This window comes from Pseudomonas sp. nanlin1 (assembly GCF_045571515.1).
Classification (GTDB): domain Bacteria; phylum Pseudomonadota; class Gammaproteobacteria; order Pseudomonadales; family Pseudomonadaceae; genus Aquipseudomonas.
In genome coordinates this window covers 4,886,509-4,899,408 of record NZ_CP124218.1, presented here as the reverse complement: position 1 = coordinate 4,899,408, position 12,900 = coordinate 4,886,509, and the positions used below count along the sequence as shown (strand labels likewise).

Sequence of the window (12,900 nt, the reverse complement as noted above, 5' to 3'; positions counted from 1 at the left end):
ACTCATGAGGTTTACAACATGACTATTGGTGTAGTCGGTCGTAAATGCGGTATGACCCGCATTTTTACCGAAGAAGGTGTCTCCATTCCGGTTACGGTCATTGAGATCGAGCCGAATCGCGTCACCCAGTTTAAAACTGTTGAGACCGATGGCTACCTGGCAGTGCAAGTCACTGTTGGCGAGCGTCGTGCTTCGCGTGTGACAGCCGCTCAGGCCGGTCACTTCGCAAAAGCGAACGTTGCCGCTGGTCGCGGTGTCTGGGAATTCCGTCTCGAAGACGGCGAATACCAGGCTGGCGACTTGATCAATGCAGAAATCTTCGCAGCGGGCCAACTGGTAGATGTTACCGGTCAGTCCAAGGGTAAAGGCTTTGCCGGTACCATCAAGCGTTGGAACTTCCGCGGTCAAGATAACACCCACGGTAACTCCGTTTCCCACCGTGTCCCTGGCTCCATCGGCCAGTGCCAGACTCCTGGTCGTGTATTCAAGGGCAAAAAAATGTCCGGTCATATGGGCGCTGAGCGCGTGACCGTGCAGTCCCTGGAAATTGTACGCGTCGACGCTGAACGCAATCTGCTGCTGGTTAAGGGCGCTGTTCCTGGCGCAACTGGCGGCAACCTGGTTGTGCGTGCAGCAGCCAAGGCTCGCGGTTAAGGGGAAGCGAAATGCAATTAAATGTAAATGACGCTCAAGCGATCGAAGTTTCCGAACTGACTTTCGGTGGCGAGTTCAACGAGACGCTGGTACACCAAGCAGTCGTGGCCTACATGGCCGGCGGCCGTCAGGGCAGCAAGCAGCAGAAGACCCGTTCCGACGTTTCCGGTGGCGGTAAGCGCCCATGGCGTCAGAAAGGTACTGGCCGCGCTCGTGCCGGTACTATCCGTAGCCCAATCTGGCGTGGCGGTGGTACCACTTTCGCAGCTCGTCCACAGGATCACTCGCAAAAGCTGAACAAGAAGATGTATCGCGCAGCTCTGCGCTCCATCCTTGCTGAGCTGGTACGTACTGATCGTCTGGTCGTGGTTCAGGATTTCGCCGTTGATGCGCCGAAAACCAAAGACCTGCTGGGCAAGCTGAACGGCATGGGTCTCACCGACGTCCTGATCGTATCGGACTCCGTTGACGAGAACCTGTACCTGGCTGCTCGTAACCTGCCACACGTTGATGTTCGTGACGTGCAAGGTTCCGATCCAGTTAGTCTGATCGCCTACGACAAAGTGTTGATCACTGTGTCGGCCGTGAAGAAATTCGAGGAGCTGCTGGGATGAACCAGGAACGCGTATTTAAAGTTCTGCTTGGCCCGCACGTTTCCGAAAAGGCTACGGTTCTGGCAGACAAGAAAGGTCAGTTCGTTTTCAAGGTTGCCACTGATGCAACCAAGCTGGAAATCAAGAAGGCCGTCGAAAGCCTGTTCAGCGTGAAAGTAGAGCGCGTGACTACCCTGAATGTTCTGGGTAAAACCAAGCGCACTGCTCGCGGTCTGGGCAAGCGTAATGACTGGAAGAAGGCAGTTATCTCCCTTCAGCCAGGCCAAGATCTCGATTTCAGCAGCAGTGCTGAGTAAGGAAGGGGTGCATCATGGCAATCGTTAAATGCAAACCGACTTCCCCTGGCCGCCGTCACGTGGTCAAGGTGGTCAACCAGGAGCTGCATAAAGGCGCTCCTCACGCACCGCTGCTCGAGAAAAAATCGAAGTCTGGTGGTCGTAACAACAATGGCCGTATTACCACTCGTCACATCGGTGGTGGTCATAAGCAGCATTACCGTTTGGTCGATTTCCGTCGCAACGACAAAGATGGCATCGCTGCCACTGTTGAGCGTATCGAATACGATCCTAACCGTACTGCTCACATTGCTCTGGTTCTGTACGCAGACGGCGAGCGTCGCTACATCCTCGCCCCTAAAGGTGTGAGTGCTGGCGACCAACTGATTGCCGGTGCCTTGGCGCCGATCAAGCCAGGCAACTCGCTGCAATTGCGCAACATTCCGGTAGGTAGCACCGTACACGGCATCGAGTTGAAGCCAGGTAAGGGTGCTCAGATCGCACGTTCCGCTGGTGCTTCGGCTCAGCTGATCGCTCGCGAAGGTGTCTACGTGACCCTGCGTCTGCGTTCCGGTGAAATGCGTAAAGTGCTGGCTGAGTGCCGTGCAACGTTGGGCGAGGTCTCGAACTCCGAGCACAGCCTGCGTTCCTTGGGTAAAGCTGGTGCTAAGCGCTGGCGTGGCGTTCGCCCAACCGTTCGTGGTGTTGCCATGAACCCGGTTGACCACCCACATGGTGGTGGTGAAGGTCGTACCTCTGGTGGTCGTCATCCGGTATCGCCATGGGGCTTCCCGACTAAGGGCGCGAAGACTCGTGGTAATAAGCGTACCGACAAAATGATCGTCCGTCGTCGCAAGTAAATAGAGGGATACGACAGTGCCACGTTCTCTGAAAAAAGGTCCTTTTATTGATCTTCACCTACTGAAGAAGATCGAAGTGGCGGCGGAAAAGAATGATCGCAAGCCGGTGAAAACCTGGTCGCGTCGTTCGATGATCCTGCCACAAATGGTCGGTTTGACCATCGCAGTACATAACGGTCGTCAACATGTCCCAGTTCTCGTGAACGAAGACATGGTCGGTCACAAACTAGGCGAGTTTGCCGGTACCCGCACTTATCGTGGGCACGTGGCAGACAAGAAAGCCAAGCGTTAAGGGGTTAGGAAATGGAAGTAGCCGCTAAGTTGTCGGGCGCTCGAATCTCCGCCCAGAAAGCCCGCTTGGTCGCCGACCAGATCCGCGGGAAGAAGGTGGGCGAAGCGCTCAACCTGCTGGCTTTTAGCAGTAAGAAAGCCGCGGAAATCATCAAGAAAGTGCTGGAGTCGGCCGTTGCCAACGCCGAGCATAACGAAGGCGCAGACGTGGACGACCTCAAGGTTTCCACCGTTTTCGTCAACGAAGGGCGTTCGCTGAAGCGAATCATGCCGCGTGCCAAAGGCCGCGCTGATCGCATCGTCAAGCGGTCTTGCCATATCACTGTCAAGGTTGCGGACAAGTAACGGAGTCGATCAGATGGGTCAGAAAGTACATCCCATTGGCATTCGCCTGGGAATCGTCAAGGAGCACACCTCCGTCTGGTACGCAGACGGTCGGACTTATGCGGACTACTTGTTCGCAGATCTGAAGGTGCGTGAGTATCTCCAAGACAAATTAAAAAGCGCGTCCGTAAGCCGTATCGATATCCATCGTCCGGCACAAACTGCACGGATCACCATCCACACCGCTCGTCCAGGTATCGTTATCGGGAAGAAAGGTGAAGATGTTGAGAAGCTGCGTCAGGACCTGACCAAGCAAATGGGTGTGCCTGTGCACATCAATATCGAAGAGATCCGTAAGCCGGAACTCGACGGTATGCTGGTTGCGCAGAGCGTAGCTCAGCAGCTGGAGCGTCGTGTCATGTTCCGTCGCGCGATGAAACGCGCTGTACAGAACGCCATGCGCATTGGTGCCAAAGGCATCAAGATCCAAGTGAGCGGTCGTCTCGGCGGTGCTGAAATCGCACGTACTGAATGGTATCGCGAAGGGCGTGTGCCACTGCACACCCTGCGTGCCGACATCGACTATGCCAACTACGAAGCTCACACCACTTATGGTGTGATCGGTGTGAAGGTTTGGATTTTCAAAGGCGAAGTAATTGGTGGTCGCCAAGAAGAACTGAAACCACAAGCACCTGCGCCTCGTAAAAAAGCTGCTAAGTAAGGGGTACGCCAAATGTTGCAACCAAAGCGTACGAAGTTCCGCAAGCAGATGACTGGCCACAACCGTGGCTTGGCACTGCGCGGGAGCAAAGTCAGCTTCGGCGAATTCGCCTTGAAAGCTGTTGCTCGCGGTCGTCTCACCGCTCGCCAGATTGAGTCGGCACGTCGTGCCTTGACCCGTCACGTTAAGCGTGGCGGCAAGATCTGGATCCGTGTATTCCCGGACAAGCCGGTCACCAAGAAGCCTCTTGAAGTGCGGATGGGTAAAGGTAAGGGTTCCGTTGAGTACTGGGTTGCCCAGATCCAGCCAGGTAAAGTCCTGTATGAGATCGAGGGTGTTTCCGAAGAGTTGGCGCGTGAGGCTTTCGCCTTGGCAGCTGCGAAGCTGCCTCTCGCCACCTCCTTTGTTAAGCGGACGGTGATGTGATGAAAGCGAACGAACTTCGTGAAAAATCAGCACAGCAACTGAACGAGCAATTGCTCGGCTTGCTGCGCGACCAGTTCAATCTGCGTATGCAGAAGGCAACTGGCCAGTTGGGGCAGTCTCACCTGCTCTCGCAAGTGAAGCGTGACATCGCTCGCGTGAAGACTGTGCTCAACCAGCAGGCAGGTAAGTAATCATGGCTGAAGCCGAAAAAACCGTCCGTACGCTGACTGGCCGTGTTGTCAGCGACAAAATGGACAAGACCATCACCGTTCTGATCGAGCGTCGCGTTAAGCACCCGATCTACGGTAAATACGTTAAGCGTTCGACTAAGCTGCACGCGCACGACGAAACCAACCAATGCCACATCGGCGACAAGGTCACTATTCGTGAAACTCGTCCGATGGCCAAGACTAAGTCCTGGGCTCTGGTTGATGTTCTCGAACGCGCTGTGGAAGTCTAAGGGCTAAGGGTCGGAGAAATTATATGATTCAGACTCAATCCATGCTTGATGTGGCCGATAACAGCGGCGCTCGTCGTGTTATGTGCATCAAGGTGCTGGGTGGCTCGCATCGTCGTTACGCAGGTATCGGTGACATCATCAAAGTGACCGTGAAGGAAGCTATTCCTCGCGGCAAGGTGAAGAAAGGCCAAGTGATGACTGCTGTTGTAGTCCGCACTCGCCACGGTGTTCGTCGCGCTGACGGCTCCATTATCCGCTTTGATGGCAACGCTGCTGTTCTGTTGAACAACAAGCAAGAGCCTATCGGCACCCGTATCTTTGGGCCAGTGACCCGTGAACTTCGCAACGAGAAGTTCATGAAGATCGTCTCGCTCGCCCCAGAAGTGCTGTAAGGAGATCCGACATGCAAAAGATTCGTCGTGACGACGAGATCATCGTGATCGCCGGCAAAGACAAAGGTAAGCGCGGTAAGGTGCTGAAGGTGCTCGCTGACGACCGTCTGGTCGTTGGTGGTGTCAACCTGGTGAAGCGTCATACCAAGCCTAACCCGATGTCGGGCGTCCAGGGCGGTATCGTCGAGAAAGAAGCGCCTCTGCACGCTTCTAACGTCGCTATTTTCAATGGCGAAACCAACAAAGCTGATCGCGTTGGTTTCAAAGTAGAAGATGGCAAGAAAATTCGTGTCTTCAAGTCGACCCAAAAAGCGGTTGATGCTTGAACACTGCTAGGTAGAAGACCATGGCACGACTCAAAGAGATTTATCGGAAGGAAATCGCTCCCAAGCTTAAGGAAGAACTTAAGCTTGCCAACGTGATGGAAGTTCCGCGCGTTACCAAGATCACCCTGAACATGGGTTTGGGCGAAGCGATCGGTGACAAAAAAGTCATCGAGCACGCTGTTGCCGACATGGAAAAAATCACCGGTCAGAAAGCCGTTGTGACCTACGCTCGTAAATCCATCGCGGGCTTCAAGGTCCGTGAGGGCTGGCCGATCGGTGTTAAGGTTACGCTGCGTCGTGATCGTATGTACGAATTCCTGGACCGCCTGCTGGCGATCTCCCTGCCTCGGGTTCGCGACTTCCGCGGCCTGAATGCCAAGTCCTTCGATGGTCGTGGTAACTACAGCATGGGCGTGAAAGAGCAGATCATTTTCCCGGAAATCGATTACGATAAAATCGATGCTCTGCGCGGTCTGGACATTACTCTGACCACCACTGCACGTTCGGATGATGAAGGTCGCGCCCTGTTGCGTGCTTTCAAATTCCCGTTCCGCAACTGATTGGAGTAGGAAAATGGCCAAGAAGAGTATGAAAAATCGCGAGCTGAAGCGTCAGCTGACCGTCGCGAAATACGCCAAGAAGCGTGCTGAGCTCAAAGCTATCATCGTGAATCTGAACGCAAGTGACGAAGATCGTTGGAACGCTTCTGTTGCTCTGCAGAAGCAGCCACGTGACGCTAGCGCCTCGCGCATGCGTAACCGCTGCCGCATCACTGGTCGTCCACACGGCGTTTACCGCAAGTTCGGCCTTGGCCGTAACAAACTGCGTGAAGCTGCCATGCGCGGTGACGTACCAGGTCTGGTGAAAGCCAGCTGGTAAGCCCTAAAGCAGGTTCCGAATGATCGGCTGAATCTTCAGCCGACCACCGGTGGCCTCGCAAATGAATCAAGCCCCTCATGGGGCTTGATTCATTTGGGCCGTACGTCTAGAATTGCCGGCTCGCCTGAGCCCGGGTTTTTGGACCGGAGCAATGCTCGGCGACGTTGTAGCCGTAAGGCTAATTATTTTTGTATCAGGAGCGTCTAGCCCATGAGTATGCAGGACCCGTTAGCGGACATGCTAACTCGAATCCGTAATGCCCAGATGGCTGAAAAGTCCGTCGTAAGCATGCCATCTTCCACGTTGAAGGTTGCTGTGGCCAAAGTTCTGAAGGACGAAGGTTATATTGCGGGTTATCAGGTAAGCAGCGAAGCAAAACCGTCGCTTTCCATCGAGCTGAAGTACTTCGAAGGCCGTCCAGTCATCGAAGAAGTGAAGCGCGTAAGCCGTCCAGGTCTGCGTCAGTACAAATCCGTTGAAGATCTGCCCAAAGTTCGTGGCGGTCTCGGCGTGTCCATCGTCTCCACCAACAAAGGTGTGATGACGGATCGTGCTGCGCGCGCTGCCGGTGTCGGCGGCGAAGTTCTTTGCACAGTGTTCTAAGGGGGGATAAGCATGTCACGCGTCGCTAAGAACCCCGTAAAGCTGCCGGCCGGAGTCGAAATCAAATTCGTCGGTCAACAGCTTTCGGTGAAGGGTGCCAAGGGCACTCTCGAACTGAACGTTCACTCGTCTGTTGAAATCGTTGAAGAAGCTGGCGAACTGCGTTTCGCTGCTAAAAACGGCGATCAGCAAACCCGTGCAATGGCCGGTACCACCCGCGCTTTGGTTAACAACATGGTCCAGGGCGTAAGCCAAGGCTTCGAGCGTAAGCTCCAGCTGGTCGGTGTTGGTTACAAAGCACAAGCAAAAGGCACAGTGCTGAATCTGGCGCTCGGCTTCTCGCACCCGGTGGACTACGAACTGCCGGAAGGCATCACCGCTGAGACTCCTAGCCAGACCGATATCCTGATCAAGGGCATCGACAAGCAGCTGGTGGGTCAAGTGGCCGCTGAAATCCGCGATTTCCGTCCGCCAGAGCCTTACAAAGGCAAAGGTGTACGTTACGCAGACGAAGTCGTCCGCCGTAAAGAAGCCAAGAAGAAGTAGGGCATAGCAAATGACCGACAAAAAAGTTACTCGACTGCGTCGCGCTCGCAAAGCACGCCTGAAAATGCACGAACTCGAAGTCGTGCGTCTCTGCGTGTTCCGCTCGTCGCAGCACATCTATGCCCAGGTCATCTCGGCCGACGGCAGCAAAGTCTTGGCAAGCGCCTCGACTTTGGATAAAGAACTGCGTGACGCTGCCACTGGCAACGTTGACGCGGCCACTAAGGTTGGCCAGCTGGTCGCTACGCGTGCTAAGGCCGCTGGCGTCTCGCAGGTGGCTTTCGACCGCTCTGGCTTCAAGTACCATGGCCGCGTTAAAGCGCTGGCTGATGCTGCTCGTGAAGCTGGGCTGGAGTTCTAAGTTATGTCAAATAACGACCAAAAGCGCGACGAAGGCTACATCGAGAAGCTGGTTCAGGTTAACCGCGTTGCCAAGACCGTTAAAGGCGGTCGCATCTTCACTTTCACTGCGTTGACCGTGGTAGGTGATGGTAAAGGCCGCGTCGGTTTCGGCCGTGGCAAATCTCGTGAAGTGCCTGCTGCTATCCAGAAAGCTATGGAAGCTGCACGTCGCAACATGATTCAAGTGGACCTGAACGGGACTACTCTGCAGTACGCCATGAAATCCGCCCACGGCGCTTCCAAGGTTTACATGCAGCCAGCCTCTGAAGGTACCGGTATCATCGCCGGCGGTGCCATGCGTGCGGTCCTGGAAGTTGCAGGTGTCCAGAACGTATTGGCCAAGTGCTATGGTTCGACCAACCCCGTGAACGTGGTCCATGCCACTTTCAAAGGCTTGAAGTCGATGCAGTCCCCGTCGTCCATTGCTGCCAAGCGCGGCAAGAGCGTTGAGGAGATCGTCTGATCATGGCTACCGTCAAAGTTACGCTGATCAAAAGCATGACCGGCCGCATCCCTAACCACAAACTGTGCGTGAAGGGTTTGGGTCTGCGTCGCATCGGTCACACTGTAGAAGTCCAGGATACTCCCGAGAATCGCGGGATGATCAACAAGGCTTACTACATGCTGCGAGTCGAGGGTTAATCGATGAAACTCAATGATCTGAGTCCAGCGCCGGGTTCCCGTCGTGAAAAGCATCGTCCGGGCCGTGGTATCGGTAGCGGTTTGGGTAAGACTGGTGGCCGCGGCCACAAAGGTCAAACCTCCCGCTCCGGTGGCACTATCGCTCCGGGCTTTGAAGGCGGTCAACAGCCGTTGCATCGTCGTCTGCCGAAGTTCGGTTTCGTTTCCTTGAAAGCCATGGATCGCGCCGAAGTGCGTCTGTCCGAGTTGGCCAAAGTGGAAGGCGACATCGTCACTGTGCAGTCCTTGAAAGATGCCAACGTGATTAACCAGAACGTACAGCGTGTGAAAATCATGCTGTCGGGCGAAGTTACTCGCGCGGTCACCATCAAGGGTATCGCCGCCACCAAAGGTGCGCGTGCGGCTATCGAAGCAGCTGGCGGCAAGTTCGAGGAATAAATGGCTAAGCAAGGTGCTCTCTCAGCGCTCAGCAAAGGCGGGTTGTCCGAGCTCTGGGCTCGTCTGCGGTTCCTGTTTCTGGCGATTATCGTCTACAGGATCGGCGCGCATATCCCAGTTCCTGGTATCAACCCCGATCGGCTGGCGGACCTGTTTCGACAGAATGAGGGGACCATTCTTAGCTTGTTCAACATGTTTTCCGGCGGTGCGCTGGAACGGATGAGCATCTTTGCATTGGGGATCATGCCGTACATTTCGGCATCGATCATCATGCAACTGATGACCGCCGTCAGCCCAACGCTGGAGCAGTTGAAGAAGGAAGGGGAAGCTGGTCGTCGCAAGATTAGCCAGTACACCCGCTATGGCACCGTTGTCCTCGCCCTGGTTCAAGCTATTGGCATGTCCATTGGCTTGGCAGGGCAGGGCGTAGCGTTCTCTGCTGACTTCAGCTTCCATTTCGTTGCGGTGACCACGTTTGTGGCCGGTGCAATGTTCATGATGTGGTTGGGTGAGCAGATCACCGAGCGCGGTGTCGGTAACGGTATCTCGATGTTGATTTTTTCGGGTATCGTCGCCGGTCTGCCGAGAGCGATAGGGCAGTCTTTCGAGTCTGCTCGGCAAGGTGATATAAACATTTTCGCTTTGGTTGCAATCGGTTTGCTGGCAGTGGCGATCATCGGTTTCGTGGTGTTCATCGAGCGCGGTCAACGGCGTATTGCCGTTCACTACGCTAAGCGTCAGCAAGGCCGCAAGGTCTTCGCAGCGCAGACGAGCCACCTGCCTTTGAAAGTGAACATGGCAGGCGTTATTCCTGCCATTTTCGCGAGCAGCATTTTGCTGTTCCCGGCTTCGCTAGGTGCCTGGTTCGGTCAGTCTGAAGGTATGGGCTGGTTGCAGGACATCTCGCAGTCGATCGCTCCTGGTCAGCCGTTGAATATTCTGCTGTTTAGTGCAGGGATTATTTTCTTCTGCTTCTTCTATACGGCGTTGATGTTCAATCCGAAAGACGTAGCGGAAAACCTGAAGAAGTCCGGTGCCTTTATTCCGGGTATCCGTCCAGGTGAGCAGTCGGCGCGCTACATTGATGGCGTTCTGACTCGTTTGACCATGTTCGGTGCCTTATACATGACGTGCGTGTGCCTCTTGCCCCAGTTCCTGGTGGTGGCGGCCAACGTTCCGTTCTACCTTGGCGGGACCTCGTTGCTGATCGTGGTGGTGGTTGTGATGGACTTCATGTCCCAAGTACAATCGCACCTCGTTTCGCACCAGTACGAATCCCTGATGAAGAAAGCCAACCTGAAGGGCTACGGTGGCAGCAGTCTGCTGCGCTGAGAGTCCCATAAGGTTCGAGGAGTTGGTCATGAAAGTTCGTGCATCGGTGAAAAAGCTGTGCCGCAACTGCAAGATTATTCGCCGTGAAGGTGTCGTGCGAGTAATTTGCAGCGCGGAGCCACGTCACAAGCAGCGCCAAGGCTGATTGTGGTCCGTGCTTCAAGCCCAGCAGCTAGTGCGCTGCTGGGTTGATTATTTGTTATTACAGCGATATTATCTTGCGCCCCATTTCTTGGCTTCCGGGGCGTAGGTAGCTGTCAATTGGAGTCCCACTGAATGGCCCGTATTGCAGGCGTTAACATTCCAGATAACAAGCACACTGTTATCTCGCTGACCTACATCTATGGTGTTGGTCGCACTACTGCACAGAAAATTTGTGCAGACACTGGGGTCAACCCAGCCGCAAAGATCAAGGATCTGAGCGACGAGCAGATTGAACAGCTGCGTGGCGAAGTGGCAAAGTTCACCACTGAAGGTGACCTGCGTCGCGAAATCAACATGAAAATCAAGCGCTTGATGGATCTGGGCTGCTACCGCGGTCTTCGTCATCGTCGTGGTCTTCCAGTACGCGGTCAGCGTACCAAGACCAACGCGCGTACCCGTAAAGGTCCGCGTAAGCCGATCCGCAAGTAATCGCACCAGCGAATCGACAGGAATTTAGTCATGGCAAAACCTGCTGCTCGTCCTCGTAAAAAAGTGAAAAAGACAGTGGTTGATGGCATCGCCCACATCCACGCGTCTTTCAACAACACCATCGTGACCATTACCGATCGCCAAGGTAACGCCCTGTCCTGGGCTACTTCCGGCGGCTCGGGTTTCCGCGGTTCTCGCAAGTCCACCCCGTTCGCTGCTCAAGTAGCCGCCGAACGTGCTGGTCAAGCTGCGCTGGAATATGGCCTGAAAAACCTCGACGTTAACGTCAAAGGTCCAGGTCCAGGTCGTGAGTCCGCTGTCCGTGCTTTGAACGGCTGTGGCTATAAGATCGCCAGCATCACCGACGTGACGCCTATCCCGCATAACGGGTGCCGTCCGCCGAAGAAGCGCCGCGTGTAATCAGGAGACGATAGATAATGGCTCGTTACATTGGTCCAAAATGCAAACTGGCTCGTCGTGAAGGCACTGACCTGTTCCTGAAAAGCGGCGTTCGCGCCCTGGAATCGAAGTGCAATCTCGAAGCAGCCCCAGGTATCCACGGCCAGCGTCGTGGTCGCCAGTCCGACTACGGTACTCAGCTGCGTGAAAAGCAGAAGGTCCGTCGTATCTACGGCGTTCTTGAGCGTCAGTTCAGCGGTTACTACAAGGAAGCTGCCGGCAAGAAAGGCGCTACCGGTGAGAACCTGTTGCAGCTGCTCGAATGCCGTCTGGACAACGTTGTTTACCGTATGGGCTTTGGCGCTACCCGTGCCGAATCCCGTCAGCTGGTTTCGCACAAAGCGATCAGCATCAACGGCAAAACTGTAAACGTCCCGTCTTACCAGGTTCGTCCGGGTGACGTGGTCGCGGTTCGCGAGAAATCGAAGAATCAGCTGCGTATCGTTCAAGCCCTTGAACTGTGCGCTCAGCGTGGCCGTGTTGAGTGGGTAGATGTAGACACTGAGAAAAAGTCGGGCGTTTTCAAGAACGTTCCTGCTCGCAGTGATCTCTCCGCCGACATCAACGAAAGCCTGATTGTCGAGCTCTACTCCAAGTAAGGGCTAGAAAATAGGTGCATCCATGCAGATTTCGGTAAATGAGTTCCTGACGCCTCGCCATATTGATGTGCAAGTCGTCAGTCCAACCCGCGCTAAAATTACACTCGAGCCACTCGAGCGTGGTTTTGGCCATACCCTGGGCAACGCGCTGCGACGCATCCTGTTGTCCTCAATGCCCGGCTGTGCAGTAGTCGAGGCCGAGATTGACGGTGTACTCCACGAGTACAGCGCCATCGAAGGTGTACAGGAAGATGTCATTGAAATCCTGTTGAACCTTAAAGGTCTGGCTATCAAGCTGCACGGTCGTGACGAAGTTACGCTGACCTTGTCGAAGAAGGGTTCGGGGGTGGTTACCGCTGCCGATATTCAGCTGGATCATGATGTCGAGATCGTTAACCCCGATCACGTAATCGCTAACCTGGCGTCTAACGGCGCCTTGAACATGAAGCTCACCGTAGCTCGTGGTCGTGGTTATGAACCAGCCGATTCGCGTCAGAGCGATGAAGACGAAAGCCGCAGCATCGGTCGCTTGCAGCTTGACTCTTCGTTCAGCCCAGTGCGCCGCATTGCATACGTGGTGGAAAACGCCCGTGTGGAGCAGCGTACTAACCTGGACAAGTTGGTTATTGATCTGGAAACCAACGGTACACTGGACCCTGAAGAGGCTATCCGTCGTGCCGCAACCATCCTGCAACAGCAGTTGGCTGCGTTCGTCGACCTCAAAGGCGATAGCGAACCCGTTGTCATCGAACAGGAAGACGAGATCGATCCGATCCTGCTTCGTCCGGTTGACGATCTGGAACTGACCGTGCGTTCGGCCAACTGCCTGAAGGCGGAGAACATTTACTACATTGGTGACCTGATTCAGCGCACCGAAGTAGAACTGTTGAAGACTCCGAACCTGGGCAAGAAATCCTTGACTGAAATCAAGGATGTTCTGGCCTCGCGTGGTCTGTCCCTTGGCATGCGCCTCGACAACTGGCCGCCTGCAAGTCTTAAGAAGGACGACAAGGCGACTGCCTGA

26 protein-coding genes are annotated in these 12,900 nt (G+C 54.9%); all 26 read left to right on the top strand.

What is annotated here, in order from left to right; all coding sequences use genetic code 11:
* The first annotated feature begins 18 nt into the window (after positions 1 to 18).
* The 26 genes from rplC to QCL65_RS22610 all read left to right on the top strand — a co-directional run bounded on the left by rplC (position 19) and on the right by QCL65_RS22610 (position 12,900).
* Positions 19 to 654 (top strand): 50S ribosomal protein L3, encoded by a 636-nt coding sequence (rplC, locus tag QCL65_RS22735; RefSeq protein WP_407312842.1) that lies wholly within the window; start codon positions 19 to 21, stop codon positions 652 to 654.
* 11 nt (positions 655 to 665) lie between these two features.
* Entirely contained in the window at positions 666 to 1,268 is a 603-nt protein-coding gene (gene rplD, locus QCL65_RS22730) for a 50S ribosomal protein L4 (RefSeq protein ID WP_407312840.1), read from the top strand.
* A complete protein-coding gene (gene rplW, locus QCL65_RS22725; protein WP_008374165.1) occupies positions 1,265 to 1,564 on the top strand; it encodes a 50S ribosomal protein L23 in 300 nt (99 codons plus the stop codon). Before rplD ends, rplW begins: the two co-directional genes overlap by 4 nt.
* A gap of 14 nt (positions 1,565 to 1,578) precedes the next feature.
* Positions 1,579 to 2,403: a 50S ribosomal protein L2 gene (rplB, locus tag QCL65_RS22720; protein WP_407312838.1), complete on the top strand. Its 825-nt coding sequence runs from the start codon at positions 1,579 to 1,581 to the stop codon at positions 2,401 to 2,403.
* A gap of 16 nt (positions 2,404 to 2,419) precedes the next feature.
* Positions 2,420 to 2,695: a 30S ribosomal protein S19 gene (rpsS, locus tag QCL65_RS22715; protein ID WP_002555486.1), complete on the top strand. Its 276-nt coding sequence runs from the start codon at positions 2,420 to 2,422 to the stop codon at positions 2,693 to 2,695.
* 11 nt (positions 2,696 to 2,706) lie between these two features.
* Positions 2,707 to 3,039 (top strand): 50S ribosomal protein L22, encoded by a 333-nt coding sequence (gene rplV, locus QCL65_RS22710; RefSeq protein ID WP_003210077.1) that lies wholly within the window; start codon positions 2,707 to 2,709, stop codon positions 3,037 to 3,039.
* A 13-nt stretch (positions 3,040 to 3,052) separates the two neighbouring features.
* Entirely contained in the window at positions 3,053 to 3,739 is a 687-nt protein-coding gene (gene rpsC / locus QCL65_RS22705) for a 30S ribosomal protein S3 (protein ID WP_003176422.1), read from the top strand.
* Positions 3,740 to 3,751: 12 nt separating this feature from the next.
* Positions 3,752 to 4,165 carry a 50S ribosomal protein L16 gene (gene rplP, locus QCL65_RS22700; protein ID WP_009397508.1) on the top strand — a complete coding sequence of 138 codons (414 nt, stop codon included), beginning with the start codon at positions 3,752 to 3,754 and terminating at the stop codon, positions 4,163 to 4,165.
* On the top strand, positions 4,165 to 4,356 hold the full coding sequence (rpmC, locus tag QCL65_RS22695) for a 50S ribosomal protein L29 (protein WP_002555481.1): 192 nt from the start codon (positions 4,165 to 4,167) through the stop codon (positions 4,354 to 4,356). The genes rplP and rpmC overlap by 1 nt, the downstream gene beginning before the upstream one ends.
* Before the next feature lie 2 nt (positions 4,357 to 4,358).
* Positions 4,359 to 4,625 (top strand): 30S ribosomal protein S17, encoded by a 267-nt coding sequence (gene rpsQ / locus QCL65_RS22690; protein ID WP_003194644.1) that lies wholly within the window; start codon positions 4,359 to 4,361, stop codon positions 4,623 to 4,625.
* A 23-nt stretch (positions 4,626 to 4,648) separates the two neighbouring features.
* A complete protein-coding gene (rplN, locus tag QCL65_RS22685; RefSeq protein WP_011063774.1) occupies positions 4,649 to 5,017 on the top strand; it encodes a 50S ribosomal protein L14 in 369 nt (122 codons plus the stop codon).
* An 11-nt stretch (positions 5,018 to 5,028) separates the two neighbouring features.
* Positions 5,029 to 5,343, top strand: a complete 315-nt coding sequence (gene rplX, locus QCL65_RS22680) for a 50S ribosomal protein L24 (protein ID WP_333407582.1) — start codon at positions 5,029 to 5,031, stop codon at positions 5,341 to 5,343.
* A 20-nt stretch (positions 5,344 to 5,363) separates the two neighbouring features.
* Positions 5,364 to 5,903, top strand: a complete 540-nt coding sequence (rplE, locus tag QCL65_RS22675) for a 50S ribosomal protein L5 (protein ID WP_027982008.1) — start codon at positions 5,364 to 5,366, stop codon at positions 5,901 to 5,903.
* 13 nt (positions 5,904 to 5,916) lie between these two features.
* Complete coding sequence (gene rpsN / locus QCL65_RS22670) at positions 5,917 to 6,222, top strand: 30S ribosomal protein S14 (protein WP_249679520.1); 306 nt, start codon at positions 5,917 to 5,919, stop codon at positions 6,220 to 6,222.
* 210 nt (positions 6,223 to 6,432) lie between these two features.
* Positions 6,433 to 6,825, top strand: coding sequence for a 30S ribosomal protein S8 (gene rpsH / locus QCL65_RS22665; protein WP_407312828.1), 393 nt, complete (start codon positions 6,433 to 6,435; stop codon positions 6,823 to 6,825).
* A gap of 12 nt (positions 6,826 to 6,837) precedes the next feature.
* Positions 6,838 to 7,371: a 50S ribosomal protein L6 gene (rplF, locus tag QCL65_RS22660; protein WP_407312826.1), complete on the top strand. Its 534-nt coding sequence runs from the start codon at positions 6,838 to 6,840 to the stop codon at positions 7,369 to 7,371.
* 10 nt (positions 7,372 to 7,381) lie between these two features.
* Positions 7,382 to 7,732 carry a 50S ribosomal protein L18 gene (gene rplR, locus QCL65_RS22655; RefSeq protein ID WP_407312824.1) on the top strand — a complete coding sequence of 117 codons (351 nt, stop codon included), beginning with the start codon at positions 7,382 to 7,384 and terminating at the stop codon, positions 7,730 to 7,732.
* 3 nt (positions 7,733 to 7,735) lie between these two features.
* Positions 7,736 to 8,236: a 30S ribosomal protein S5 gene (rpsE, locus tag QCL65_RS22650; protein WP_407312822.1), complete on the top strand. Its 501-nt coding sequence runs from the start codon at positions 7,736 to 7,738 to the stop codon at positions 8,234 to 8,236.
* Between the two features lie 2 nt (positions 8,237 to 8,238).
* A complete protein-coding gene (gene rpmD / locus QCL65_RS22645) occupies positions 8,239 to 8,415 on the top strand; it encodes a 50S ribosomal protein L30 (protein WP_003176408.1) in 177 nt (58 codons plus the stop codon).
* Positions 8,416 to 8,418: 3 nt separating this feature from the next.
* A complete protein-coding gene (gene rplO, locus QCL65_RS22640; RefSeq protein ID WP_007924183.1) occupies positions 8,419 to 8,853 on the top strand; it encodes a 50S ribosomal protein L15 in 435 nt (144 codons plus the stop codon).
* The gene (gene secY / locus QCL65_RS22635) at positions 8,854 to 10,185 is read left to right on the top strand and encodes a preprotein translocase subunit SecY (RefSeq protein WP_407312819.1); all 1,332 of its coding nucleotides are present in this window, start codon (positions 8,854 to 8,856) and stop codon (positions 10,183 to 10,185) included. It begins immediately after the preceding gene.
* A 28-nt stretch (positions 10,186 to 10,213) separates the two neighbouring features.
* The gene (rpmJ, locus tag QCL65_RS22630) at positions 10,214 to 10,330 is read left to right on the top strand and encodes a 50S ribosomal protein L36 (RefSeq protein ID WP_002555468.1); all 117 of its coding nucleotides are present in this window, start codon (positions 10,214 to 10,216) and stop codon (positions 10,328 to 10,330) included.
* Between the two features lie 131 nt (positions 10,331 to 10,461).
* Entirely contained in the window at positions 10,462 to 10,818 is a 357-nt protein-coding gene (rpsM, locus tag QCL65_RS22625; protein ID WP_008374135.1) for a 30S ribosomal protein S13, read from the top strand.
* 30 nt (positions 10,819 to 10,848) lie between these two features.
* Positions 10,849 to 11,238 carry a 30S ribosomal protein S11 gene (rpsK, locus tag QCL65_RS22620; protein WP_002555466.1) on the top strand — a complete coding sequence of 130 codons (390 nt, stop codon included), beginning with the start codon at positions 10,849 to 10,851 and terminating at the stop codon, positions 11,236 to 11,238.
* Between the two features lie 17 nt (positions 11,239 to 11,255).
* On the top strand, positions 11,256 to 11,876 hold the full coding sequence (gene rpsD, locus QCL65_RS22615) for a 30S ribosomal protein S4 (protein WP_407312801.1): 621 nt from the start codon (positions 11,256 to 11,258) through the stop codon (positions 11,874 to 11,876).
* A gap of 22 nt (positions 11,877 to 11,898) precedes the next feature.
* Complete coding sequence (locus QCL65_RS22610; RefSeq protein ID WP_003176403.1) at positions 11,899 to 12,900, top strand: DNA-directed RNA polymerase subunit alpha; 1,002 nt, start codon at positions 11,899 to 11,901, stop codon at positions 12,898 to 12,900.

Excerpts from the sequence above, each read along its gene's own strand:
- rplC (WP_407312842.1), top strand. The coding sequence starts at position 19 with ATGACTATTGGTGTAGTCGGTCGTAAATGCGGTATGACCCGCATTTTT.
- rplD (WP_407312840.1), top strand. The coding sequence starts at position 666 with ATGCAATTAAATGTAAATGACGCTCAAGCGATCGAAGTTTCCGAACTG.
- rplW (WP_008374165.1), top strand. The coding sequence starts at position 1,265 with ATGAACCAGGAACGCGTATTTAAAGTTCTGCTTGGCCCGCACGTTTCC.
- rplB (WP_407312838.1), top strand. The coding sequence starts at position 1,579 with ATGGCAATCGTTAAATGCAAACCGACTTCCCCTGGCCGCCGTCACGTG.
- rplV (WP_003210077.1), top strand. The coding sequence starts at position 2,707 with ATGGAAGTAGCCGCTAAGTTGTCGGGCGCTCGAATCTCCGCCCAGAAA.
- rpsC (WP_003176422.1), top strand. The coding sequence starts at position 3,053 with ATGGGTCAGAAAGTACATCCCATTGGCATTCGCCTGGGAATCGTCAAG.
- rplP (WP_009397508.1), top strand. The coding sequence starts at position 3,752 with ATGTTGCAACCAAAGCGTACGAAGTTCCGCAAGCAGATGACTGGCCAC.
- rpmC (WP_002555481.1), top strand. The coding sequence starts at position 4,165 with ATGAAAGCGAACGAACTTCGTGAAAAATCAGCACAGCAACTGAACGAG.
- rpsQ (WP_003194644.1), top strand. The coding sequence starts at position 4,359 with ATGGCTGAAGCCGAAAAAACCGTCCGTACGCTGACTGGCCGTGTTGTC.
- rplN (WP_011063774.1), top strand. The coding sequence starts at position 4,649 with ATGATTCAGACTCAATCCATGCTTGATGTGGCCGATAACAGCGGCGCT.
- rplX (WP_333407582.1), top strand. The coding sequence starts at position 5,029 with ATGCAAAAGATTCGTCGTGACGACGAGATCATCGTGATCGCCGGCAAA.
- rplE (WP_027982008.1), top strand. The coding sequence starts at position 5,364 with ATGGCACGACTCAAAGAGATTTATCGGAAGGAAATCGCTCCCAAGCTT.
- rpsN (WP_249679520.1), top strand. The coding sequence starts at position 5,917 with ATGGCCAAGAAGAGTATGAAAAATCGCGAGCTGAAGCGTCAGCTGACC.
- rpsH (WP_407312828.1), top strand. The coding sequence starts at position 6,433 with ATGAGTATGCAGGACCCGTTAGCGGACATGCTAACTCGAATCCGTAAT.
- rplF (WP_407312826.1), top strand. The coding sequence starts at position 6,838 with ATGTCACGCGTCGCTAAGAACCCCGTAAAGCTGCCGGCCGGAGTCGAA.
- rplR (WP_407312824.1), top strand. The coding sequence starts at position 7,382 with ATGACCGACAAAAAAGTTACTCGACTGCGTCGCGCTCGCAAAGCACGC.
- rpsE (WP_407312822.1), top strand. The coding sequence starts at position 7,736 with ATGTCAAATAACGACCAAAAGCGCGACGAAGGCTACATCGAGAAGCTG.
- rpmD (WP_003176408.1), top strand. The coding sequence starts at position 8,239 with ATGGCTACCGTCAAAGTTACGCTGATCAAAAGCATGACCGGCCGCATC.
- rplO (WP_007924183.1), top strand. The coding sequence starts at position 8,419 with ATGAAACTCAATGATCTGAGTCCAGCGCCGGGTTCCCGTCGTGAAAAG.
- secY (WP_407312819.1), top strand. The coding sequence starts at position 8,854 with ATGGCTAAGCAAGGTGCTCTCTCAGCGCTCAGCAAAGGCGGGTTGTCC.
- rpmJ (WP_002555468.1), top strand. The coding sequence starts at position 10,214 with ATGAAAGTTCGTGCATCGGTGAAAAAGCTGTGCCGCAACTGCAAGATT.
- rpsM (WP_008374135.1), top strand. The coding sequence starts at position 10,462 with ATGGCCCGTATTGCAGGCGTTAACATTCCAGATAACAAGCACACTGTT.
- rpsK (WP_002555466.1), top strand. The coding sequence starts at position 10,849 with ATGGCAAAACCTGCTGCTCGTCCTCGTAAAAAAGTGAAAAAGACAGTG.
- rpsD (WP_407312801.1), top strand. The coding sequence starts at position 11,256 with ATGGCTCGTTACATTGGTCCAAAATGCAAACTGGCTCGTCGTGAAGGC.
- QCL65_RS22610 (WP_003176403.1), top strand. The coding sequence starts at position 11,899 with ATGCAGATTTCGGTAAATGAGTTCCTGACGCCTCGCCATATTGATGTG.